Below are 22,401 nucleotides of genomic sequence, written 5' to 3'. Positions count from 1 at the left end.
ACACGACACCGCCCCCAGCGTACAGCCCGCCTTCATTCCCCTGCACCGCGGCAACGAACAGCACACCCTGATGTTCCTCGAAGACATCTCGCAGATCGCCCAGCAGGCGCAGCAGCTCAAGCTGGCCTCGCTCGGCCGCCTGACCGCCGGCATCGCCCACGAAATCCGCAATCCCCTGGGCGCCATCAGCCACGCCGCGCAACTGCTGCTGGAATCCGAAGAACTCGACCCACCGGACCGGCGACTCACACAGATCATCCAGGACCAGTCGCGGCGGATGAACCTGGTGATCGAGAACGTGCTGCAGCTGTCCCGCCGGCGCCAGGCCGAACCGCAACTGCTCGACCTGAAAGACTGGCTGCACCGCTTCGCCGGCGAACAGCACGAAGGGCTGCGCGATGGCCAGCAACTGCATGTGGAAACGGGGCCCGGCACCGTGCAGACGCGCATGGACCCCCACCAGCTGACGCAGGTGCTGACCAACCTGGTCCAGAATGGGTTACGGTACAGCGCCAAGAAGAACGCAACCGGCCAGGTGTGGCTGCGCCTGTTCCGCGACAGCGAAACCGACCTGCCGATCCTGGAAGTCCTCGACGATGGCCAGGGCATCGCGCCCGAACAGCGAGGGAAGCTGTTCGAGCCGTTCTTCACCACCGAAAGCAAGGGCACAGGCCTCGGGCTGTACATATCCCGGGAACTCTGTGAAAGCAACCAGGCGCGCCTGGACTATAAAACGCGTGACGAGGGCGGCAGTTGCTTCCGCATCACCTTCGCCCATCCACGCAAACAAAGCTAAGAACACGCAAAGAGCATGAGCCGTCAAAAAGCCCTGATCGTCGATGACGAACCCGATATCCGCGAGCTGCTGGAGATCACCCTCGGCCGCATGAAGCTGGATACCCGCAGCGCCCGCAACGTCAAGGAAGCTCGCGAGTTCCTGGCCCGCGAGCCGTTCGACTTCTGCCTCACCGACATGCGCCTGCCCGACGGCACCGGCCTGGACCTGGTGCACTACATCCAGCAGCGCCATCCGCAGACGCCGGTGGCAATGATCACCGCCTTCGGCAGCCTGGACACCGCGGTGCAGGCGCTCAAGGCCGGCGCCTTCGACTTCCTGACCAAGCCGGTCGACCTCGGGCGCCTGCGCGAACTGGTCGCCACGGCGCTGCGCCTGCGCTTCCCCGATGCGCAGGAGGCCCCGGTGGACAATCGCCTGCTGGGCGATTCGCCCCCCATGCGGCAGATGCGCAACCAGATCGCCAAGCTGGCGCGCAGCCAGGCGCCGGTCTACATCAGTGGCGAATCCGGCAGCGGCAAGGAGCTGGTGGCGCGCCTGATTCATGAACAGGGTCCGCGCGCGAATATCGCCTTCGTTCCGGTGAACTGCGGGGCGATTCCCTCCGAGCTGATGGAAAGCGAGTTCTTCGGCCACAAGAAAGGCAGCTTCACCGGCGCCGTGGAAGACAAGCAGGGCCTGTTCCAGGCCGCCAACGGCGGCACCCTGTTCCTCGACGAAGTCGCCGACCTGCCGCTGCCCATGCAGGTCAAGCTGCTGCGCGCGATCCAGGAAAAGGCCGTGCGCGCCGTCGGCGGCCAACAGGAAAACGCAGTGGACGTGCGTATCCTCTGCGCGACCCACAAGGACCTCGCGGCGGAAGTTGCCGCCGGCCGCTTCCGCCAGGACCTCTACTACCGGCTGAATGTCATCGAGCTGCGCGTGCCACCGCTGCGCGAGCGCCGCGAGGACATTCCGCTGCTCACCGAACGCGTACTCCAGCGCCTGGCCGGCGATGCCGGTCTGCCCGTGGCAACCGTCAGCCCGGACGCCGTGGAGAAGCTCAAGAGCTATCGCTTCCCCGGCAACGTTCGCGAACTGGAGAACATGCTCGAGCGCGCCTACACGCTGTGCGAGAACGATGTGATCCAGCCGCACGACCTGCGCCTGGCCGAGACCAGCTCGGGCGGCGACAGTGGCGGACAGGCGAGTCTGGCGCAGATCGACAATCTCGAGGACTACCTTGAAGACATCGAGCGCAAGCTGATCATGCAGGCCCTCGAAGAAACCCGCTGGAACCGCACCGCGGCAGCGCAGCGCCTTGGCCTCACCTTCCGCTCGATGCGCTATCGGCTGAAGAAGCTGGGGATCGACTGAGAAAGACTCGGCGCCGGATCGCGGACGGAGTCCGCTCCTGCGAGAGCGACATCGTGCATTCCCCGTAGGAGCGGACTTTGTCCGCGGTTGGCGGGCGTGGCCCGCTCCTACGGATCAATCCAGCGGCGTTGCCACCAGGCGCCCTTCCGGCGCATAAGGCGCGGCTTCGATGATCGGCGGGCGCTGCTGCATCAGGTCCGCCAACAACTGGCAGGACGCCGGCGCCAGCACCAGGCCGTTGCGGTAATGCCCGGTGTTCAGCCACAGGCCGCGATGGCCCGGCACCTCGCCAATGAACGGAATGCCTTGCGGCGAGCCCGGACGCAGGCCCGCCCAGTGCTTGACCGGATCCTGCTCCGCCAGCGCCGGGAGCAGCTCCTCCGCCGATGCGCGCAGGCTGGCCAGCGCCTCTGCGGACGGTGTCTTGTCGAAGCCCGCATGCTCCAGGGTGCTGCCCACCAGGATGTGGCCGTCGCGCCGGGGAATCGCATAGCGCCCCTTGGCCAGCACCATGCTGGAGAGAAAATCGGGCGCGCAGCGGTACAGGATCATCTGTCCCTTCACCGGCTCGACCGGCAGCTCCAGCCCCAACTTCGCCAGCAGTTCGCCACTCCAGGCGCCTGCCGCCAGCACGACCGAATCCGCCGTGAAATCCCCCTGCGCGGTGCGCACGCCCTGTACCTGCTCCCCGGCCTGGAGGAAACCGGTCACCTCGACCTGCTCGCGCACGGAAACGTTGGGCATCCGCACCAGCGCCTCGCGCAGCGACCGGGCCAGGCGCGGATTGCGCACATTGGCAACGCCGGACATGTAGACCGCGCGATTGAAGCCCGGCCCAAGCGCGGGCACGGCGTCATGCACGGCGGCGATATCCACCTCCGACAGCGGACGTCCCTGGGCACGGGCCCAGGCCAGTGCTTCGTCCTGGTCGTCCAGATCCAGCCAGTACAGGCCGGTCACGTGCACTTCCGGGTCCACGCCGGTGTCCGCCAGCAGCCGCTGGCCAAGGCCCGGATAGAAGTCCTGCGACCAGTGCGCCAGATTGGCCACCGCCCGGCTGTAGCGCCAGGGATAGAGCGGCGAGACGATCCCGCCGCCGGCCCAGGAAGCCTCGCGCCCGGTCTCGCCCCGCTCCAGCAGGAGCACCTCGGCCCCGGCCTGCCCCAGGGTCCAGGCCGACAACAGGCCGACCACCCCGCCACCCACCACGATCACATCCGGCATACAACGCCCCACATCACTTACGGAAAACAAAAGGGAAATCGCCAGGCGCGCACTATACCGGGCAACGGGAATGACAGGGTGACGGGTGGCAACTACAGCCACCCCGGAAACGCCCTACAACGACTTCAGGTTCCATAAAACAGACAGCCCCAATAATCCCTGACTAGACCCACAAACCAGGGATGGAACATGTTCAAAGGTAACGGCTTCAGCCTCATCGAACTGCTGGTGGCGCTGGCAGTCCTCGCCATTGCCCTCTCCCTTGCAGCACCGGGCTTCGGTCGACTGCTCGACGAGCATCGCCTGCAGATCGCCACGCAGGAGCTGCACGTCGCCCTGAATCAGACTCGAGCGACCGCCGTGCTGACCGGGCAACCGATCAGCATCGCGGCGCTCGACGGTGACTGGGCCCATGGCTGGATACTCTTCGTCGACAGCAACAACAACGGTATTCGCGAGCCCACCGAACAACTGCTGGCCACCCACGCTGCCCTACCGAACATCACCGTCATCCCGGACAGCACCTCCCGCCGCTACGTCCACTACACGCCCGGCGGCTACAGCATTCAGCTCAGCGGCGCCTTCCACTCCGGGCACTTCGTGCTCTGTGCCAACACGCAGTCCGCCTCGCGGATCGTGATCAACAGGGCTGGACGGATTCGCCGGGAATCCAGCGAAACAGACCCACTCTGTCCTCGTTGACCCACGTCACAGGCGAGCCGCGACACCCGTCACATAGACGCCAATCGAATGACCGAACATCGCGCTATAGCGAACGGTCATCCGTCTAGATAGGACATTTCCTACGACAGACGGCAGCATTGCCGCGACTTAAAACGCGAGGAATGCGCCATGTCGCGCCCGATGCATTCGGCTGGCTTCACGCTGATCGAGTTGATGGTGACCATCGTTGTCCTCGCCATCCTCATCAGCGTCGCCGCACCGTCCTTCACCAGCACCCTGCGCGACAGCCAGGTCTCAACCACCAGCAGCGAGCTGCTGACCGCACTGCAACTGGCGCGCTCGGAAGCGGTGATGCGGCACAACCGGGTCACCGTCTGCCGGCGCAACGCGGCGGGCGACAATTGCGAGAACGGCACCGACTGGAGCGTCGGCTGGCTGATCCGACAGAGCGGTGGCGATGTCATCAAGGTGTGGCAAGCGCCCTCCGATGTCGCTGTCGTCGGCCCGAATGCCGGCGTCACCTACCAGAGCAACGGCATGGTCGCTACCGCCACCAGTCTCACGGTCACCCAGTCGAGCTGCAGCGGCAATCAGAAGCGCACGCTGTCCGTGGCACTGAGCGGACTGAGCAAGGTCGAGAAGGTGGACTGCGAATGACCTGCCGACGCACGCAGCAAGGCGCGACCCTGCTCGAAGTTCTGGTTGCGGTGGTGATCCTCTCCGTGGGTCTGCTGGGCATGGCCGGACTGCAAGCCACCAGCGTGCAAGCCAACCAGGGCGCCTACTATCGCTCCCAGGCCAGCATCCTCGCCAATGACATGGCCGACCGCATGCGCGCCAACCGTGACAGGGCGCTGGCCGGCGACTACGGCATGAGCGACTTCCCGACCTCATCCTCCAGCAATGGCGTGACCGGCAGCCGGGCGGAAAAGGACCAGGCCGAGTGGCTCAACCGGCTGGCGGATTCATTGCCCGAGGGCACCGGCAAGGTCGCGCTGAGCGGCGACGTCTTCACCATTTCCGTGCGCTGGAACGACAACCGCGCCCGCATCAAGGCGGCCAGCGACACCAGCTCCGTCGCGGAAACCTTCGAGTACCGGACTCGCCTATGAAATTCGCTCGTCACCCATCGCAGTCGGGGCTGTCCCTGGTCGAGCTGATGATCGCCATGGTGCTGGGGCTGTTGCTGATCGGCGGCGTGCTGCAGGTATTTCTCTCCAGCAAGCAGACCTTCAACTCCAACATAGCCCTTTCCCGCGTGCAGGAAAACGGCCGCTTTGCCATGACCGTCCTCACCTACGACCTGCGCAATGCCGGTTACAAGGGCGAGTGTGTCGGCGCGCTGAACAATCTCTCCGGTCTCACCGATGTGCGCTACACCCTGGACATGGCACTGCAAGGCTGGGAGAGCGGTCAGAGCCTGCCAAACTGGTTCTCCGGCACCCGCCGCAGTGGAACGGACGCCATCCTGGTCAAGCACGCGGCGGCAGCCAGCGGGGCGACGCCTTCGGCGGCCTCCTCCAGCGACAGCATCAACACGACGGCGGCGACCGGCATCGTCCAGGGCACCCTGCTGGTGCTGTCCGACCCCATCGGCTGCGACCTGTTCCGTAACCACTCGACGGCCAGCAGCTCCTCCGTCTCAGTGGATGGCGCGTCCTTCGGGCATACCTATCCCAGCACCTCGGACATCCTCAAGTTCGAAAGCACCCTCTACTTCATCAACAACAACCCGGCGGGCAATCCCTCTCTGTACCGCATTCGCTACAACAGCGGCTCGACCGCCGAGGAAGTGGCGGAGGGCATCCAGGACCTGCAGATCAAATACGCCGTCGGCAACCTGAACGGCGCCGTCGCCGGGGACTACGTGGACGCTTCGAGCATTGCGGACTGGGCGAAGGTGGTGTCGGCACAGATCACCCTCACGGCCGTCAGTACCGACAGCACCAACCCCATGACCCGCACCTTCACCTCGACCATCGGCCTCAGGAACCGCCTGCCATGAACATCAACGGGACGCCCCGGGCACAGCAGGGCGCGGTGCTGCTCATCGCACTGATCATGCTCCTGCTCCTCACCGTCATCGGCATAAGCAGCATGCGCAGCACCAGCCTGCAGGAACGCATGGCCGGCAACCTGCGCGATGAAAGCCATGCGCTACAGGCCGCGGAAGCGGCGATGCGGCAGGGCGAAGCCGCGGTCAAGGCCAAGTCGGTTAGCCACTGGCAGGACTATGTCTCCAGCAGCGCCTGGGACGACGCCAGCGACATCTCGGGGCTGACCACTCCCAAGTACCGGCTGACCACCCTGCCGGGCGTCACCATCGTGAGGGCGGGCTCGTCACTGGAAGCCGGCGCCCCCATCACCGTCGCCGTCGTGAGAGTGGAGGCGCAGGGATTCGGCGCCGTGCAGAACGCCGACGGCAGCACCGCATCCACCTATCAGCTGAAGTCGATGTACATCAAGCGCTGACCAGCCTTTCGAGAATTCCTACATGCTCAAGAAACGTGCAACCCCGAGGAAGCTGGGAGTCTGGTGCTCGTCGTTCCTCAGCTTCAGCCTGATCCTCGTGCAGGCCATCGAAGTCCAGGCCGCGGTGTCCCAGACGCCCATGCTGCTGGGCAGCTCCAACGTACCGGGCAGCCTGGCGCTGACGCCGTCGGTGGAGTGGCCCACCATCCTGTCCGTGGCAAACCTGGGCGCCTACAGCTCGGACATCAAGTACATCGGCTATTTCGATCCGGAAAAGTGCTATCGCTACACCTACGACAAGAACAACAGCCTCTACGACTACACCGCGTACCGCGCGCTGAATAATGCCGATGCGCAGAAGATCACCGGCACCTATTTCTATCCCGTCGGCAAAGCCAGCGCCCGCAAATGCAACGTCGGTACCTCGAAGAAGGAATGGAGCGGCAACTTCCTGAACTGGGCGGGCACCCCGACCATCGACCCCTTCCGCAGCGCCCTGACCGGCGGCAACCGGATTCAGGACACCGACAGCCTTACCGTGCTGCAGAAGGCCCGCCATTCCGGGCAGAGCAGCGCCGGCAACCGGATGATCAGCGAGCAGGGACTGTTGCCGAAGTCGGAAATCACCGGCGCAACACCGGCCTCCAGCGACTGGGGCGGGTTCTACGTCCGCCTCCAGGGACTCAACTACGACATGATGTTCGCCAATGCCACCGACGGACTCGGCGGGAGCGACGGCGGCACTGAAAGCACCAAGCGCTGGGTGGATTACGACGAAGGCAACAGCGCCCAGTGGGGATCCGGCGGGCTGGTGACTTCTTACGCCGTCGACAAGAAAACCACCAAGAGCATCTATCGCGTGCGCGTCCAGGTGCAGGTCTGCAACAACGCGATGCCGGAAAGCAACTGCAAGCGCTATGGCAGCAACTACAAGCCCGAGGGGCTCCTGCAACAGTACGCCAACACCCTTCGCTACAGCGCCTTCAGCTACCTGAACGACTCCAATATGCTGCGCGACGGCGGTGTCCTGCGCGCCAACCAGAAGTACATCGGCCCGACGCTGGGCGAAGGCGGCGACGATAACCTGCAGAAGGAGTGGGATCCCGAGACCGGCATCTTCGCCAGCAATCCCAACCCGGCCGATGCCGAAGCCACCGGCGGCGGTGTCAGCCGCAGCGGCGTGATCAACTACATCAACAAGTTCGGCTCCATGACCGATGAGCTTCACAAGAGCCACGACCCGGTCAGCGAGTTCTACTACACCGCGATCCGCTACTTCAAGAAACAGGGCAACGTTCCCGAATACAGCAACATCACCTCCAACCTCTACACCATGGCCGATGGATTCCCCGTCGTCACCGCGTGGAACGACCCCATCACCTACGCCTGCCAGAAGAACGTCATCCTCGGAATCGGCGACGTGAACACCCACCGGGACAAGAACCTGCCCGGGGAAACCTCCGGAACCGATGAGCCAGGCAAACCGAACGCGGTCAGCAGCGATGGCACAGTCGATGTCGTCAAGGCCACCGCCAAGGTCGGTGACCTCGAAAAGGTCAATCTCTACGAAAGCTCCGCAAGCTACAGCGGCCGCAACAACTCCGCCTACATCGCCGGCCTGGCCTATGACTCCCACACCAAGGACATACGCCCGAGCATGAGCGGCAAGCAGACCGTTACCACCTACTGGGTGGATGTCCGGGAAAACCAGAAACTCGAAGGCCGCGCCAAGAACCAGTATTGGCTCGCCGCCAAATACGGCGGCTTCAAGGTCCCGACCAATTTCGATCCCTACGGTTCGACCGCCAGACTGACCGACGACCTCTGGTGGACCAATGGTGAAACGCTGTCCACCGGCGACAAGCGCCCGGACAACTTCTTCGTCGCCAGCGACGCGGAAAAGATGGTCAGCAGCCTGAAGACCGCCTTCGCCCGGATCGTCCAGGAGGTCCGCAGTTCGACCACCTCGCTGGCGACCAACTCCACCCAACTGGATACCGGCAGCGCGATCTACCAGTCGCAGTACAACAGCGAACACTGGAGCGGCGACCTGCAGGCCAAGAGCGTCAACGGCAGCGGCGTGGTCGCGACCACACCCAGCTGGAGCGCCGCCACCAAACTGGATGCGCTCACCGACCTTTCGGCGCGCAAGATCTTCACCGCCAACACCCTCACGGGCCGGGCCAGCAACAGCTACTCCACCAGTACCCACGGCGTCGACTTCAGCTGGGATGCCCTGGATGCCGACACCCGATTGGCGCTCAGGCGTACCGCCGATGCCGCCACCTCCGTCACCGAAGCGGAAGCCCAGAACCGTCTGGCATTCCTGCGCGGGGACCGCAGCCGCGAAGTCAGCACCAGCAACCCGACCAACCCCTACCGCGAGCGCGGCAGCCGGCTGGGCGACATCGTCAATTCCGACCCGCAATACGTTGCCAACCAGGACTTCGGCTACAACCTGCTGACCGGCAGCCAATGGGGCAACGCCGGCCCGGCCTACCTCACCTACCGCGCCAGCAGCAGCTACAAGAGCAAGAAACCGCTGGTGGTCCTGGGGGCGAACGACGGCATGCTCCACGGTTTCGACGGCACCCTGAGCAATGGCGGGGCCGAGCTCTTCGCCTACGTCCCGCGCGCCATCGCCGACAACCTCTATCAGCTGACGCAACCCGAATACAGCCACCGCTACTATGTGGACGGTTCTCCCGCCTTCTCCGACGTCTACATCGGTTCGAGCTGGAAGAGCATCGTCGTCGGCACTACCGGCGCAGGCGGCAGGAGCGTATTCGCGCTGGATGTCAGCGACCCGAGCAACATGACCAGCGGCAAGGTTCTGTGGGAGTTCACAGCGCCGGAAATGGGCAATCCCATGCAGCGCCCCGCCATCGTCGCGCTGGCCAACGGCAAGTTCGGCGTGATCGTCAGCAGCGGCTTCGTGAACAACGCGGTCAGCAGCGGCCAGGTGTGGATTCTGGATGCCGCCGACGGTTCGGTGATCAGGAAATTCACCATCACCACCAGCGGAGGCCTGGCCGATCCGTTGGCCATCGATATCAACAATGATCGGGTCGCCGACCGCATCTATGTCGGCGATACCCTGGGCAATCTATGGCGCCTGGATATCACCGGCACCGACCCGGGCAACTGGGCCGCGCCCGACTCGCTGAACGGCGGCGCGCTGTTCCAGGCACAGGATGGCGCCAACCGGGCTCAACCGATCACCGCGCCGCTGGCCGCTGCGTTGAACACCGATGGCAAGCCCATGGTGCTGTTCGGCACCGGCAGCTTCTACCAGACGACCGATACCGACCTGCAGCAGAATCCGCGCATCGAGTCCTTCTACGGCATCGTCGATTCCGGCGTTGCCGTTACCCGCGACAACCTGCTGGAGCAGAAGATCCTCGGCCAGCAAACCATCGGTGACAACAAGCTTCGCGTGGTCAGCAATAACGCCATGACCACGGCGAAAAAAGGCTGGTACCTCGACCTGCTGTGGAAACAGGCCCAGGGCGGCAGCGATACCCTGACCGGCGAACGCGTGGTATCCCGCCCCGTGTTGCGCGGCGGCAGCGTCACCTTTACCTCGCTGACGCCCTCCGACGATCCCTGCACCGGTGGCGGCATCAGCTGGATCATGGCGCTGGACGCCCTGGGCAATGGCCGTCTGGCGTACAACTACTTCGATGCCAACGGCGACGGCGTGATCGACGATCACGACTACTACACCGACAGCGAGGGCAACAGGATCCCTTACTCAGGCATCAGCGACTCGACCGACGGCGTCATCAAGACCCCGAGCTTCTTCAGCAAGGACGATGGCGACGACCTGATCTGCTACGTCGGCTCCAAGGGCGGAGAACCGCAATGCGCTCCGGTGCCGCCTGGAAACCGGACCTCGGGACGACTGTCCTGGCGCGAAGTGAATCGATAATGGAGAAAGCAGTGATGTTCCCAGCAGTACCCAAGGCCGACCGCCGGCAGCACAGCCGCGGCTTCACCCTGATCGAACTGATGGTGGTGTTGGCGATCGTCGCCATCATCGCCGCCGTGGCCTACCCGTCCTATCAGGAATACGTAAGGAAGGCCCGACGCGCGGATGCCCAGGCATCGCTCATGGAACTGGCGCAGTTCATGGAGCGCTACTACACCACCAACGGCCGCTACACCACCAGCGCGGACGCCGCCGTCACCCTCCCCTTCACCGAGTCCCCCAAGGATGGCGCTACCCAGTACTACAGCCTGGCGTTCTCCGGAACCCCGACGGCAACCACCTATGTGCTGAGCGCGACGCCCAAGGGCGCGATGTCCGGCGACAGCTGCGGCACCCTGACGTTGAACAACGCGGGGGTAAAGGGCCAGGGCAGCGGCGCCACCCTGAGCCAGTGCTGGCGCCGCTGACGGACAGTCGCCCATGAAAAAGCCCGATCACAGGATCGGGCTTTTTGTCTCCGGGCTTATTTCTCCGGCCTTCTTCAGACCGCCTTCACCCGCAGTTCCTTGGGCATCGAGAAGGTGATGTTCTCCTCCCGGCCATCCAGCTCCACTTCAGGCTCCGCGCCCCACTCGCGCAGCTGCTGGATCACACCGCGCACCAGGACTTCCGGTGCCGAAGCGCCGGCGGTGATGCCGATGCGCTGCACGCCGTCGAACCACTCTTTTTTCAGGTCTTCGGCGCCGTCGATCAGGTAACCCGGGGTGCCCATGCGCTCGGCCAGCTCGCGCAGGCGGTTGGAATTGGAGCTGTTCGGGCTGCCCACCACCAGCACCAGGTCGCACTGGTCGGCCAGCTCCTTCACCGCGTCCTGGCGGTTCTGGGTGGCGTAGCAGATGTCGTTCTTGCGCGGCCCCTGGATGTGCGGGAACTTGGCGCGCAGGGCGTCGATCACCTTGGAGGTGTCGTCCATCGACAGGGTGGTCTGGGTGACGAAGTGCAATGCCTCAGGGTTGCGAACCTCCAGCGCAGCCACGTCGTCCTCGTCTTCCACCAGGTAGATGGCGCCGCCGTTGGAGTCGTCATACTGCCCCATGGTGCCTTCCACTTCCGGATGTCCTTCGTGGCCGATCAGGATGCACTCATGGCCATCGCGGCTGTAGCGCACCACTTCCATATGCACCTTGGTCACCAGCGGGCAGGTCGCATCGAAGACCTTCAGGCCACGGTTCTCGGCCTCCTTGCGCACGGCCTGGGAAACGCCGTGGGCGCTGAAGATAACGATGGTGTCGTCCGGCACCTGGTCGAGTTCCTCGACGAACACGGCGCCGCGGTTGCGCAGGTTTTCCACCACGAACTTGTTGTGCACCACTTCATGGCGCACGTAGATCGGCGGGCCGAACACGTCGAGGGCGCGGTTGACGATCTCGATCGCCCGGTCGACGCCGGCGCAGAAGCCGCGGGGATTGGCGAGTTTGATTTGCATGGTGGCCTCGGGTGGACGTAGCGTCCCGGACGCTTAAACGGAAATTCTGGCCGACGCGCCGCCGATCAGGCTGGTTGTACGTCGATAATATCCACTTCAAACGCCAGCGTTTTACCGGCCAGCGGGTGATTGAAGTCGATGGTGACACGCTGGTCATCGAAGGCTTTGACGATGCCCGGCAGCTCGGTCTTGGCGGCGTCGTTGAAGATCACCAGCAGGCCCTCGGCCAGCTCCATGTCCTGGAACTGGTCGCGCGGCATCACCTGCACGTTGGCCGGGTTCGGCTGGCCGAAGCCCAGCTCCGGCTCGATGGTCAGGGTGCGCTTGTCGCCGGCCTTGAGGCCGAACAGCGCCTGCTCGAAGCCCGGCAGCAGGTTGCCGTCGCCGACCTTGAAGGTGGCCGGCTGCTTGTCGAAGGTGCTGTCGACGACGTTGCCGTCTTCCAGCTTGAGGGCGAAATGCAGGGTGACCTGGGTATCCGCACCGATGCGCTGAACGGTTTCAGAAATCTCAGCCATGGGCGGTCTCTCCGGAATTCTTCGATTTGAACATGTCCAGCGCCAGCATGACGGCGCCGACAGTGATGGCGCTGTCAGCCAGGTTGAACGCCGGGAAATACCAGCGGTTCTGCCAGTGCACCAGGATGAAGTCGACCACGTGACCGAGCACGATGCGGTCGTACAGATTGCCCAGCGCACCGCCCAGCACCAGTGCCAGGGCAATGGCCAGCCAGGTCTCGCCGCGCTTCAGGCGCTTGAGCCAGACCACCAGCACGGCGCTCACCACGATGGCGATCAGGGCGAACAGCCAGCGCTGCCAGCCCGAGCCGTCGGCCAGGAAACTGAACGCCGCGCCGGTGTTGTAGGCCAGGGTCCAGCTGAACAGATCGGGGATGACCACGATCTGCTGGTACATGGTCAGCTCGGCCTGGAAGAAGGCCTTGCTGATCTGGTCCAGAACTAACACAACCACGGTGATCCACAGCCACGGCAGGCGGCCGAAGCGATCGGCGTTAGGCATAGTGACGCACCTCACCGGCGCCATCGATGTTCTCTACGCAGCGACCGCACAGTTCCGGGTGCGCAGCGTGGCTGCCGACGTCCGCGCGGAAGTGCCAGCAACGACCGCACTTGGCGTGGGCGGACTTGGCCACCTTCAGCTTCAGGCCCGGCAGTTCGCTCTCGACCGCATCGACCGGCGCATCGGCCAGCGGCGCGACGGTGGCGGCGGAGGTGATCAGCACGAAGCGCAGCTCGTTGCCCAGCTTCTCCAGGCGCTTGGCCAGGGAGTCCTCGGCGTAGAGGGTGATCTCGGCCTGCAGGTTGCCGCCGATGGTCTTGGCGCTGCGCTGGTTCTCCAGTTCCTTGTTCACGGCAGCCTTGGCCGCCATGACTTCGTCCCAGTAGGCGCGGTCCAGTTCGGCGTCGGCCGGCAGCTCGGACAGGCCCTCGTACCAGGTGGTCAGCATCACCGACTCGGCGCGCTCGCCCGGCAGGAAGCTCCAGATTTCCTCGGCGGTGAAGGCCAGGATCGGGGCGATCCAGCGCACCAGGGCTTCGGCGATGTGGAACAGCGCGGTCTGGCAGGAACGGCGGGCGACGCTGTTTTCCTGGGTGGTGTACTGGCGGTCCTTGATGATGTCCAGGTAGAAGCCGCCCAGCTCCTGCACGCAGAAGTTGTGCACCTTGGAGTAGACGTTCCAGAAGCGGTAGTCGCGGTAGGCTTCTTCCAGCTCGCGCTGCAGCAGCAGGGCGCGGTCGATGGCCCAGCGGTCCAGGGCCAGCAACTGGTCGTTGGGCAGCAGGTCCTTGGCCGGATCGAAGCCGGACAGGTTGGAGAGCAGGAAGCGCGCGGTGTTGCGGATGCGGCGATAGGCATCGGCGCTGCGCTGCAGGATGGTCTGGGAAACCGCCATCTCGCCCGAGTAGTCGGTGGCGGAAACCCACAGGCGCAGGATGTCGGCGCCCAGGGTATCGGTGACCTGCTGCGGAGCGATCACGTTGCCCAGGGACTTGGACATCTTGCGGCCCGACTCGTCCACGGTGAAGCCGTGGGTCAGCAGCTGGCGGTACGGCGCGTGGCCGTCGATGGCGCAGCCGGTCAGCAGCGAGGAATGGAACCAGCCGCGGTGCTGGTCGGAGCCTTCCAGGTAGAGGTCGGCCGCCGGACCGCTGGCGTGGCCCAGTTCGGCGTGGGAGCCGCGCAGCACGTGCCAATGGGTGGTACCGGAGTCGAACCAGACGTCCAGGGTGTCGTTGATCTTGTCGTACTGCGCGGCTTCATCGCCCAGCAGCTCGGCGGCGTCGAGCTTGAACCAGGCTTCGATGCCTTCTTTCTCGACGCGCTGGGCGACGGCTTCCATCAGCTCGACGGTGCGCGGATGCAGCTCGCCGGTGGCCTTGTGCAGGAAGAACGGGATCGGCACGCCCCAGTTGCGCTGACGCGAGATGCACCAGTCCGGACGGCCGGCGATCATGCCGTGCAGGCGCGCCTGGCCCCAGTTGGGCACGAAATCGGTTTCGGTGATGGCCTGCAGCGCGCGCTCGCGCAGGGGCGCGCCGGTTTCCGGCTGCTTGTCCATGCCGACGAACCACTGCGCGGTAGCGCGGTAGATCAGCGGGGTCTTGTGGCGCCAGCAGTGCATGTAGCTGTGGCTGATGCTGGTGTGCTTGAGCAGCGCGCCGACTTCATCGAGCTTGGCGACGATGGCCGGGTTGGCCTTCCAGATGAACTGGCCGCCGAAGAACGGCAGGTCGGCCACGTAGACGCCATTGCTCTGCACGGGGCTGAGGATGTCGTCGTTGCTCATGCCGTACTGCTTGCAGGTACGGAAGTCGTCCTCGCCGTAGGCCGGGGAAGAGTGAACCACGCCGGTGCCGGCGCCCAGCTCGACGTACTCGGCCAGGTAGACCGGCGAGAAGCGCTCGTAGAACGGGTGGCGGAAGCGGATCAGGTCCAGCGTTTCACCCTGTGCGGTGGCAATGACCTGGCCTTCCAGGCCATAGCGTGCGAGGCAGGACTCGACCAGTTCCTCGGCCAGCACCAGCAGGCGCTCGCCGGTGTCGACCAGCGCATAGGTGAATTCGGGATGGACGTTCAGCGCCTGGTTGGCCGGAATGGTCCAGGGGGTGGTGGTCCAGATGACGATGGCAGCGGGTTTCGGCAGGCTGTCCAGGCCAAAGGCGGCGGCCAGCTTGTCGGCATCCTCCACCGGGAAGGCGACGTCGATGGCGTCGGACTTCTTGTCGGCGTACTCGACTTCCGCTTCGGCCAGGGCCGAGCCGCAGTCGAAGCACCAGTTCACCGGCTTCAGGCCCTTGAACACGAAGCCCTGCTTGACCATCTCGGCCAGGGCGCGGATTTCACCGGCCTCGTTGGCGAACGCCATGGTCTTGTAGGGGTTGTCCCACTCGCCCAGTACGCCCAGGCGGATGAAGTCGGCCTTCTGCCCTTCGATCTGCTCGGCGGCGTATTCGCGGCACAATTCGCGGGTCTTGTCCGCCGGCAGGTTCTTGCCGTGGGTGGTCTCGACCTTGTGCTCGATCGGCAGGCCGTGGCAGTCCCAGCCCGGCACATAGGGGGCGTCGTAGCCGGCCAGGGTCTTGGAGCGGACGATGATGTCCTTGAGGATCTTGTTGACCGCGTGACCGATGTGGATGCTGCCGTTGGCGTAGGGCGGGCCATCGTGCAGGATGAATTTCGGGCGACCTTCGCCAATCTTCCGCAGCTTCTGGTACAGGCCAATGTCGTTCCAGAGCTTCAGGGTCTGCGGCTCGCGCTGCGGCAGGCCGGCTTTCATCGGGAAGTCGGTTTCGGGAAGGTTCAGAGTGGCTTTGTAATCGGTCATCTCAGGGCCTGTTCAGGATCTTCAATCAAGCGGTTGGCCCAGCCAATAGGCCCGGGCGGCGGCGATGTCGGCGAGGATGGCCGCCTTGAGTGCCTCCAGCGAGGCAAAACGCTGCTCATCACGCAGCTTCTGGTGGAAAGTGATGTCCAGATGCTGGCCGTAAAGGTCACCAGCGAAATCCAGCAGATGCACTTCCAGGTGGGGCCGGCCATCGCCATTCACAGACGGCCGGGTGCCGATGTTGGCAACCCCGTTGCAGCGCTGGCCAGCCACCAGGGTGCTGACCAGGTAAACCCCATTGAGCGGCGCCTTGCGGCGCTTGAGCTGGATGTTCGCGGTGGGCGAACCCAGCGTACGGCCCAGCTTCTGCCCGTGCAGCACGCGGCCGCTCAGACTGTAGGGACGACCCAGCAGGCGCTCGACCATGTGCAGGTCGCCATCGGCCAGGTCCTTGCGAATGCGCGAGCTGCTCACGCGCATGCCGTCGACTTCCACGGTGGTCGCGGCTTCGACGGTGAAGCCCTGCTCCGCGCTGGCGTTGACCAGGAAGGCGAAGTCGCCGGAACGGTCACAGCCGAAGCGGAAATCGTCGCCCACTTCCAGATGGCGGACCCGCAGGCCCTCCACCAGTACCTGGCGGACGAACTCGGCGGCCGACAGCTCGCGCAGGCGGCGGTTGAACGCCAGGCAGAGGACGAAGTCGACGCCGTACTGGCGCAACAGTTCGAGCTTCTCACGCAGGCGGGTCAGGCGCACCGGAGCGGCATCGGGAGCGAAGTATTCGCGCGGCTGCGGCTCGAAGATCACCACGCAACTGGGTACGCCCAGCTCCAGCGAACGCTCGCGCAGACGCCCCAGGATCGCCTGGTGGCCGAGATGGACGCCGTCGAAGTTACCGATGGTGGCGACACAGCCCCCGGACAGGGGCCGCAGGTTGTGAAGGCCTCGAAGCAGCTGCATAGCGCGCGTATTGCTCAGAAAGTGGTCGATTATACCCGCACCCGTCGCCGTGCGACAGGCAAAATGCCGCCGCCGCAAACGGATGCCTGCTTTACCCGGCGAAGGTTACAGCACCGCGCGCCGGGAGAAGTCCCGCAAACGGAAGCCGAGGAGCGCCAGCATACCGAAATAGGCGACCACGCCGGCCACCACCAGCGCGCCCAGGCGCACCAGGCGAATCGGCATGCCGCCCTCGTCCCAGGCCGGCATGACGTACATCATGCAGATCAATACGGCGCACATCACCAGTACAGATACCACCAATTTGGTGATGAACTTGCCCCAGCCCGGCTGCGGATCGAACAGCTGGTGCTTGCGCAGCTGCCAGAACAGCAGGCCGGCGTTCAGGCACGCCGCCAGGCTGATCGCCAGGGCAAGTCCCGCGTGCTTGAGCGGGCCGATGAATACCAGGTTCATCAGCTGGGTGGAAACCAGGGTGAACAGCGCGATCTTCACCGGCGTCTTGATGTTCTGCCGCGCGTAGAAGCCCGGCGCCAGTACCTTAACCAGGATGATGCCGAGCAGGCCGACGGCGTAGGCGATCAGCGCGCGTTGGGTCATCAGGGCGTCGTGGGCGCTGAACTTGCCGTACTGGAACAGCGCGACGGTCAGGGGTTCGGAGATGACCGCCAGCGCCAGGGAGCACGGCAGCACCAGCAGGAAGCACAGGCGCAGGCCCCAATCCATCAGCCGCGAATACTCGTGGCGATCGTCACTGGCGTAGGTCTTGGCCAGCGACGGCAGCAGGATGGTGCCCAGCGCAACGCCGAGCACGCCGGACGGCAGCTCCATCAGGCGGTCCGCGTAGTACATCCAGGACACCGAACCGGCGACCAGGAAGGAGGCGAAGATGGTGTTGATGATCAGCGAAATCTGGCTGACCGAGACACCGAGGATCGCCGGGCCCATCTGCTTGAGCACACGCCAGACGCCGGAATCGCGCAGGTTGATGCGCGGCAGCACGAGCATGCCGATCTTCTTCAGGTGCGGCAGCTGGTAGAGCAGTTGCGCCAGGCCACCGGCGAGCACCGCCCAGCCCAGCGCCATGACCGGCGGGTTGAAGTACGGCGTGAGGAACAGCGCGAAGAGGATCATGCTGACGTTCAGCAGGGTCGGCACGAAGGCCGGCACCGAGAAGCGGTTCCAGGTATTGAGGATCGCCCCCGCCAGGGACGCCAGCGAGATCAGCAGGATATAAGGAAAGGTCACCCGCAGCAGGGCGCTGGTCAGCTCGAACTTCTCCGGCGAATCGACGAAGCCGGGCGCCGTCACCCAGATCACCCAGGGCGCGGCGAGCATGCCCAACGCGGTGACCAGCGCCAGGATCAGCGTCAGCAGGCCGGACACATAGGCGATGAAGGTGCGGGTCGCCTCCTCGCCCTGCTGGGTCTTGTACTCGGCCAGGATCGGCACGAACGCCTGGGAGAACGCGCCCTCGGCGAAGATGCGGCGCAGCAGATTGGGCAGCTTGAAGGCGACGAAGAAGGCATCGGTGGCCATGCCGGCACCGAACATGCGGGCGACGATGGTGTCGCGCACGAAGCCGAGCACCCGCGAGATCATGGTCATCGAGCTGACCGCGGCCAGCGACTTGAGTAGGTTCATAGCGTCCAGAACTGGTAGAATGGCCGACCCTGCCGGGCTCGGCACTGGCCTGTAGCGAAAGCTCGGTCGCCAGGCGAAGCGCAGCAGTTTAGGGCCGCGGGGCGAATAAATCACCCCATCCGCCGGACAGCGTGCGCCCGTCGCACCACTCGTCGGAGGCCGCGCATACCCTTGACAAGGCCCTGATGCAACGGCATTATTCGCGGCCTTAATTTATTCGCAACATCCCAAGTTTTTTTCGAGGAGCTCGACGGTGGCCAACACACCTTCCGCCAAAAAACGCGCCAAACAGGCTGAGAAGCGTCGCAGCCACAACGCCAGCCTGCGTTCCATGGTTCGTACCTACATCAAGAACGTAGTCAAAGCAGTCGACGCCAAGGACCTGCCGAAGGCCCAGGCCGCTCTGGTTGCCGCCGTACCGGTTATCGACCGTATGGCTGACAAAGGCATCATCCACAAGAACAAGGCCGCTCGTCACAAGAGCCGCCTGAACGCCCACGTGAAGGCCCTGGCCACCGCGTAAGCGTTCCGTTCTTGAAAAACCGGCCCCAGGGCCGGTTTTTTATTGCCTGCGATTTTGCTCAGCGCACAGCCATCCGCAAGCTCACTTTTCCACAGGCAAAAAGAAAGGGCGGTTATCCGCCCTTTCCTTCTTACTTCTCAGGCCACGGCATGACTGGAATCGCCGTCACCGCATTCTGCGGGCTACCCTCGATCACCCGGTCGCTGTAGACCAGATAGACCAGCGCGTTACGCTTCCTGTCGAAGAAGCGCACCACCTGCATGGTCTTGAACACCAGCGAGGTGCGCTGCTGGAACACCACCTCGCCATCCTTGAGCTCGCCGACGAAGCGAATCGGACCGACCTGGCGACAGGAGATCGACGCCTCGGCGCGATCCTCGGCCAATCCCAAGCCACCTTTCACACCACCGGTCTTGGCACGGGACAGGTAACAACTGACACCTTCCACCTTCGGATCATCAAACGCCTCGACGACAATCTTGTCGTTCGGCCCGACCCACTTGAAGACCGTGGAGACTTCGCCAATCTCTTCGGCACCCGCCAGCATCGGCAGCAGCATCAGCACCGCCATCAATCCCTTGCGCATGGATCTCTCCTCAGACGAGCACCAGGTTGTCGCGATGGACCAGCTCCGGACCATCCACATAACCCAGCAGGCTCTCGATGGCATCGGTCGGCTGACCGATGATCTTCTGCGCCTCCAGGGCACTGTAGTTGGCCAGGCCACGGGCGATCTCACGCCCCTGCAGATCCACGCAAACCACCATCTCCCCGCGACGGAAGCTGCCCTGCACGGTTTTCACACCCACCGGCAGCAGGCTCTTGTGATCATGGGCCACAGCCTTCACCGCGCCATCGTCCAGCACCAGGGTGCCGCGCATCTGCAGATGACCGGCCAGCCACTGCTTGCGCGCGGCCTTGCGGCTCTGCTCAGGAGTCAGCAGGGTGCCCAGGCGCTCGCCGGCACGCAGGCGATCCAGCACACGCTCGATACGACCGCCAACGATGACAGTGTGCGCACCGGAACGCGCCGCGAGGCGCGCCGCGCGCAGCTTGGTCTGCATGCCGCCACGACCGAGCGCGCCACCCGTACCGCCAGCGACAGCATCCAGGGCAGGATCATCGGCGCGAGCCTCGAAGATCAGCTCGGCATCGGGATTGTGGCGCGGATCGGCGTCGAACATGCCGTCGCGATCGGTAAGGATCACCAGCAGGTCGGCCTCGACCAGGTTGGCCACCAGCGCCGCCAGGGTGTCGTTGTCACCGAAGCGGATCTCGTCGGTAACCACGGTGTCGTTTTCGTTGATCACCGGGATCACGCCGAGGTCGACCAACGTACGCAGGGTGTTGCGCGCGTTCAGGTAACGCTTGCGGTCCGAGAGGTCGTCATGGGTCAGCAGCACCTGGGCGGTCTGCAGGCTATGCACGCCAAAGCTGGACTCCCAGGCCTGCACCAGGCCCATCTGCCCCACCGCGGCGGCAGCCTGCAGCTCGTGCATGTCACTAGGTCGGGAAACCCACCCCAGGCGACTCATGCCCGCCGCAACAGCCCCCGAGGACACCAGCACCAGCTCGACGCCCGCGCAATGCAGCGCGACCATCTGCTCGACCCACACCGCCATGGCATCGCGATCCAGACCGCGACCGTCGGCGGTCAGCAACGCACTGCCAATCTTGACTACCCAGCGCTTGGCGCCAGTGACCTTCTCACGCATACCCTCAACCTTAGCAATCAGGCGGCTCATCCCCGCGTCCACGGGAAACACTGGAGGACCCGGCCGCCAGGGCCGCCGGGCTACACGCCACATCCAGAGAACAGATACGCGCCGATCAAGGCACGTAGAAGATTTCCGGCCCATCGCCGTCGTCTTCATCATCATCGAAATCATCGTCATCCAGATCATCGGCATTCTTCAGGCCGGCGCGACGCAGTGCACGGGCATCGTCCAGGGCCTGCAGACGGGCGCGCGCCTCGTCCTCGATGCGCTGATCCAGGGCCGCCAGGGCTTCGCCGTAGGCCGGCTCTTCCTCGATGCGCAGGGTGCGCTCGTCGAGGTACTTCATGATGTCCTGGCTCAGGGCCTCAGTGCCTTCGCGCTCCAGCGCGGAGATCACGTAGACCGGACCTTCCCAGCCCAGGCGCTCGACCACGGCCTGCTTGCGACGCTCCTGCTCCTCGGGCTCGAGGATCTGGTCCACCTTGTTCAGCACCAGCCAGCGATCACGCTCGGTCAGCGCCGGGCTGAATTTCTCCAGCTCGTTGACGATGGTTTCAGCAGCATCGGCCGGATCACTTTCGTCCAGCGGCGCCATGTCGACGATGTGCAACAGCAGGCGGGTACGCGCCAGGTGCTTGAGGAAGCGGATGCCCAGGCCGGCGCCTTCGGCGGCACCCTCGATCAGACCCGGGATATCAGCGACCACGAAGCTCTTGAAGCGACCAACGCTGACCACGCCCAGGTTCGGCACCAGGGTGGTGAAGGGATAGTCGGCGACCTTCGGCTTGGCGGCGGATACCGCGCGAATGAAGGTGCTCTTGCCGGCGTTCGGCAGGCCGAGCAGACCAACGTCCGCCAGCACTTTCAGTTCCAGCTTGAGGTCGCGCGCCTCGCCGGGCTTGCCCGGAGTGGTCTGGCGCGGCGCACGGTTGGTACTGGACTTGAAGCGGGTGTTACCCAGACCGTGCCAGCCGCCCTGGGCAACCATGATGCGCTGACCGGCAGTGGTCAGGTCACCGATGATTTCCTGGGTGTTGGCATCGATGATGGTGGTACCGACCGGCACGGGCAGGACGAGATCGTCACCCTTGGCACCGGTGCAGTCCTTGCTGCCGCCGTTCTCGCCGCGCTGGGCGTCGAAACGGCGGGTATAGCGATAGTCCACCAGGGTATTCAGGTTCTCGTCGGCCTCGAGGAACACCGAGCCGCCGTCGCCACCGTCACCGCCGTTGGGACCGCCTTTCTCGATGAACTTCTCGCGGCGGAAGCTCATGAGACCGTTGCCGCCGTCACCGGCTTTCACGTGGATGGATACTTCGTCGACGAATTTCATTGCGAACGCCTCCCGCAGTACCTGCGGGTTGAAAATAAGAAAAGGAGCATAGGATACAGCCAAGTCAGCACAAACGCCCGAACCGGCAGCACCTCGCCTGGAAACGCCAGAAACAAAAAAGCCCCGTCGCGAGACAGGGCTTTTTCAGTGAGAGCTCGCTTAGGCAGCGACGACGCTTACATAGCGACGGCCGAAGGCGCCTTTCACTTCGAACTTGATCACGCCGTCGACTTTAGCGAACAGGGTGTGATCCTTGCCCATGCCAACGCCGTAACCAGCGTGGAACTGGGTGCCGCGCTGACGCACGATGATGTTGCCTGCTTTAACAGCCTGGCTGCCGAACAGCTTCACGCCAAGGCGTTTACTTTCGGAATCGCGGCCGTTGCGGGTACTACCGCCAGCTTTTTTGTGTGCCATGAGTCAATTC

Annotated in this window: 21 protein-coding genes; 10 read left to right on the top strand and 11 right to left on the bottom strand. The window is 64.4% G+C overall.

Annotated features, from left to right (window positions below; translation table 11 throughout):
• Together J5M67_RS23700 and J5M67_RS23695 are read left to right on the top strand one after the other, a co-directional pair.
• A partial coding sequence (locus J5M67_RS23700; protein ID WP_243434851.1) for a PAS domain-containing sensor histidine kinase occupies positions 1–796 on the top strand: 796 nt, incomplete at its 5' end.
• A gap of 15 nt (positions 797–811) precedes the next feature.
• Complete coding sequence (locus J5M67_RS23695; RefSeq protein WP_207887877.1) at positions 812–2,152, top strand: sigma-54 dependent transcriptional regulator; 1,341 nt, start codon at positions 812–814, stop codon at positions 2,150–2,152.
• Between the two features lie 114 nt (positions 2,153–2,266).
• On the opposite strand, the gene thiO is transcribed toward J5M67_RS23695, so the two are convergent.
• On the bottom strand, positions 2,267–3,376 hold the full coding sequence (thiO, locus tag J5M67_RS23690; RefSeq protein WP_207887875.1) for a glycine oxidase ThiO: 1,110 nt from the start codon (positions 3,374–3,376) through the stop codon (positions 2,267–2,269).
• Positions 3,377–3,565: 189 nt separating this feature from the next.
• On the opposite strand from thiO, the gene J5M67_RS23685 reads away from it, so the two are divergent.
• The 7 genes from J5M67_RS23685 to J5M67_RS23655 all read left to right on the top strand — a co-directional run bounded on the left by J5M67_RS23685 (position 3,566) and on the right by J5M67_RS23655 (position 10,930).
• Positions 3,566–4,078, top strand: coding sequence for a GspH/FimT family pseudopilin (locus tag J5M67_RS23685; protein ID WP_207887873.1), 513 nt, complete (start codon positions 3,566–3,568; stop codon positions 4,076–4,078).
• A gap of 150 nt (positions 4,079–4,228) precedes the next feature.
• Positions 4,229–4,717 carry a GspH/FimT family pseudopilin gene (locus tag J5M67_RS23680; protein WP_243434850.1) on the top strand — a complete coding sequence of 163 codons (489 nt, stop codon included), beginning with the start codon at positions 4,229–4,231 and terminating at the stop codon, positions 4,715–4,717.
• Positions 4,714–5,172, top strand: a complete 459-nt coding sequence (pilV, locus tag J5M67_RS23675) for a type IV pilus modification protein PilV (RefSeq protein WP_207887871.1) — start codon at positions 4,714–4,716, stop codon at positions 5,170–5,172. The genes J5M67_RS23680 and pilV overlap by 4 nt, the downstream gene beginning before the upstream one ends.
• The gene (locus tag J5M67_RS23670) at positions 5,169–6,065 is read left to right on the top strand and encodes a PilW family protein (RefSeq protein ID WP_207887886.1); all 897 of its coding nucleotides are present in this window, start codon (positions 5,169–5,171) and stop codon (positions 6,063–6,065) included. Before pilV ends, J5M67_RS23670 begins: the two co-directional genes overlap by 4 nt.
• On the top strand, positions 6,062–6,532 hold the full coding sequence (locus tag J5M67_RS23665) for a PilX N-terminal domain-containing pilus assembly protein (protein ID WP_207887869.1): 471 nt from the start codon (positions 6,062–6,064) through the stop codon (positions 6,530–6,532). The genes J5M67_RS23670 and J5M67_RS23665 overlap by 4 nt, the downstream gene beginning before the upstream one ends.
• A gap of 22 nt (positions 6,533–6,554) precedes the next feature.
• A complete protein-coding gene (locus tag J5M67_RS23660; protein ID WP_207887867.1) occupies positions 6,555–10,463 on the top strand; it encodes a pilus assembly protein in 3,909 nt (1,302 codons plus the stop codon).
• 14 nt (positions 10,464–10,477) lie between these two features.
• Positions 10,478–10,930, top strand: a complete 453-nt coding sequence (locus J5M67_RS23655; RefSeq protein WP_207887865.1) for a type IV pilin protein — start codon at positions 10,478–10,480, stop codon at positions 10,928–10,930.
• A 74-nt stretch (positions 10,931–11,004) separates the two neighbouring features.
• On the opposite strand, the gene ispH is transcribed toward J5M67_RS23655, so the two are convergent.
• From ispH to murJ, 6 genes are all read right to left on the bottom strand, one after another.
• A complete protein-coding gene (gene ispH / locus J5M67_RS23650) occupies positions 11,005–11,949 on the bottom strand; it encodes a 4-hydroxy-3-methylbut-2-enyl diphosphate reductase (protein ID WP_207887863.1) in 945 nt (314 codons plus the stop codon).
• Between the two features lie 65 nt (positions 11,950–12,014).
• Positions 12,015–12,467 (bottom strand): FKBP-type peptidyl-prolyl cis-trans isomerase, encoded by a 453-nt coding sequence (fkpB, locus tag J5M67_RS23645; protein WP_207887861.1) that lies wholly within the window; start codon positions 12,465–12,467, stop codon positions 12,015–12,017.
• Complete coding sequence (lspA, locus tag J5M67_RS23640; RefSeq protein ID WP_207887859.1) at positions 12,460–12,969, bottom strand: signal peptidase II; 510 nt, start codon at positions 12,967–12,969, stop codon at positions 12,460–12,462. The genes fkpB and lspA overlap by 8 nt, the downstream gene beginning before the upstream one ends.
• Positions 12,962–15,796 (bottom strand): isoleucine--tRNA ligase, encoded by a 2,835-nt coding sequence (gene ileS, locus J5M67_RS23635; protein ID WP_207887856.1) that lies wholly within the window; start codon positions 15,794–15,796, stop codon positions 12,962–12,964. Before ileS ends, lspA begins: the two co-directional genes overlap by 8 nt.
• Positions 15,797–15,817: 21 nt before the next feature.
• Complete coding sequence (ribF, locus tag J5M67_RS23630; RefSeq protein ID WP_207887854.1) at positions 15,818–16,756, bottom strand: bifunctional riboflavin kinase/FAD synthetase; 939 nt, start codon at positions 16,754–16,756, stop codon at positions 15,818–15,820.
• 105 nt (positions 16,757–16,861) lie between these two features.
• Complete coding sequence (murJ, locus tag J5M67_RS23625; protein ID WP_207887852.1) at positions 16,862–18,400, bottom strand: murein biosynthesis integral membrane protein MurJ; 1,539 nt, start codon at positions 18,398–18,400, stop codon at positions 16,862–16,864.
• Between the two features lie 253 nt (positions 18,401–18,653).
• Between murJ and rpsT the strand changes: the two genes are divergently transcribed.
• Positions 18,654–18,923, top strand: coding sequence for a 30S ribosomal protein S20 (gene rpsT, locus J5M67_RS23620; RefSeq protein ID WP_009617555.1), 270 nt, complete (start codon positions 18,654–18,656; stop codon positions 18,921–18,923).
• 130 nt (positions 18,924–19,053) lie between these two features.
• Here rpsT and J5M67_RS23615 read toward each other — a convergent pair whose 3' ends face one another.
• The 4 genes from J5M67_RS23615 to rpmA all read right to left on the bottom strand — a co-directional run bounded on the left by J5M67_RS23615 (position 19,054) and on the right by rpmA (position 22,391).
• Positions 19,054–19,509, bottom strand: a complete 456-nt coding sequence (locus J5M67_RS23615) for a CreA family protein (protein ID WP_207887850.1) — start codon at positions 19,507–19,509, stop codon at positions 19,054–19,056.
• 10 nt (positions 19,510–19,519) lie between these two features.
• Positions 19,520–20,638, bottom strand: a complete 1,119-nt coding sequence (gene proB, locus J5M67_RS23610) for a glutamate 5-kinase (protein ID WP_207887849.1) — start codon at positions 20,636–20,638, stop codon at positions 19,520–19,522.
• A 115-nt stretch (positions 20,639–20,753) separates the two neighbouring features.
• On the bottom strand, positions 20,754–21,974 hold the full coding sequence (cgtA, locus tag J5M67_RS23605) for an Obg family GTPase CgtA (protein WP_207887846.1): 1,221 nt from the start codon (positions 21,972–21,974) through the stop codon (positions 20,754–20,756).
• A 159-nt stretch (positions 21,975–22,133) separates the two neighbouring features.
• Positions 22,134–22,391: a 50S ribosomal protein L27 gene (gene rpmA / locus J5M67_RS23600; protein WP_017521622.1), complete on the bottom strand. Its 258-nt coding sequence runs from the start codon at positions 22,389–22,391 to the stop codon at positions 22,134–22,136.
• Positions 22,392–22,401: the final 10 nt, after the last annotated feature.

The organism is Pseudomonas sp. 30_B, assembly GCF_017491605.1.
In the GTDB taxonomy this organism is placed as follows: Bacteria; Pseudomonadota; Gammaproteobacteria; order Pseudomonadales; family Pseudomonadaceae; genus Pseudomonas.
Note: the sequence above shows the minus strand (reverse complement) of the source record. Positions and strands in the feature narration are given on the sequence as shown.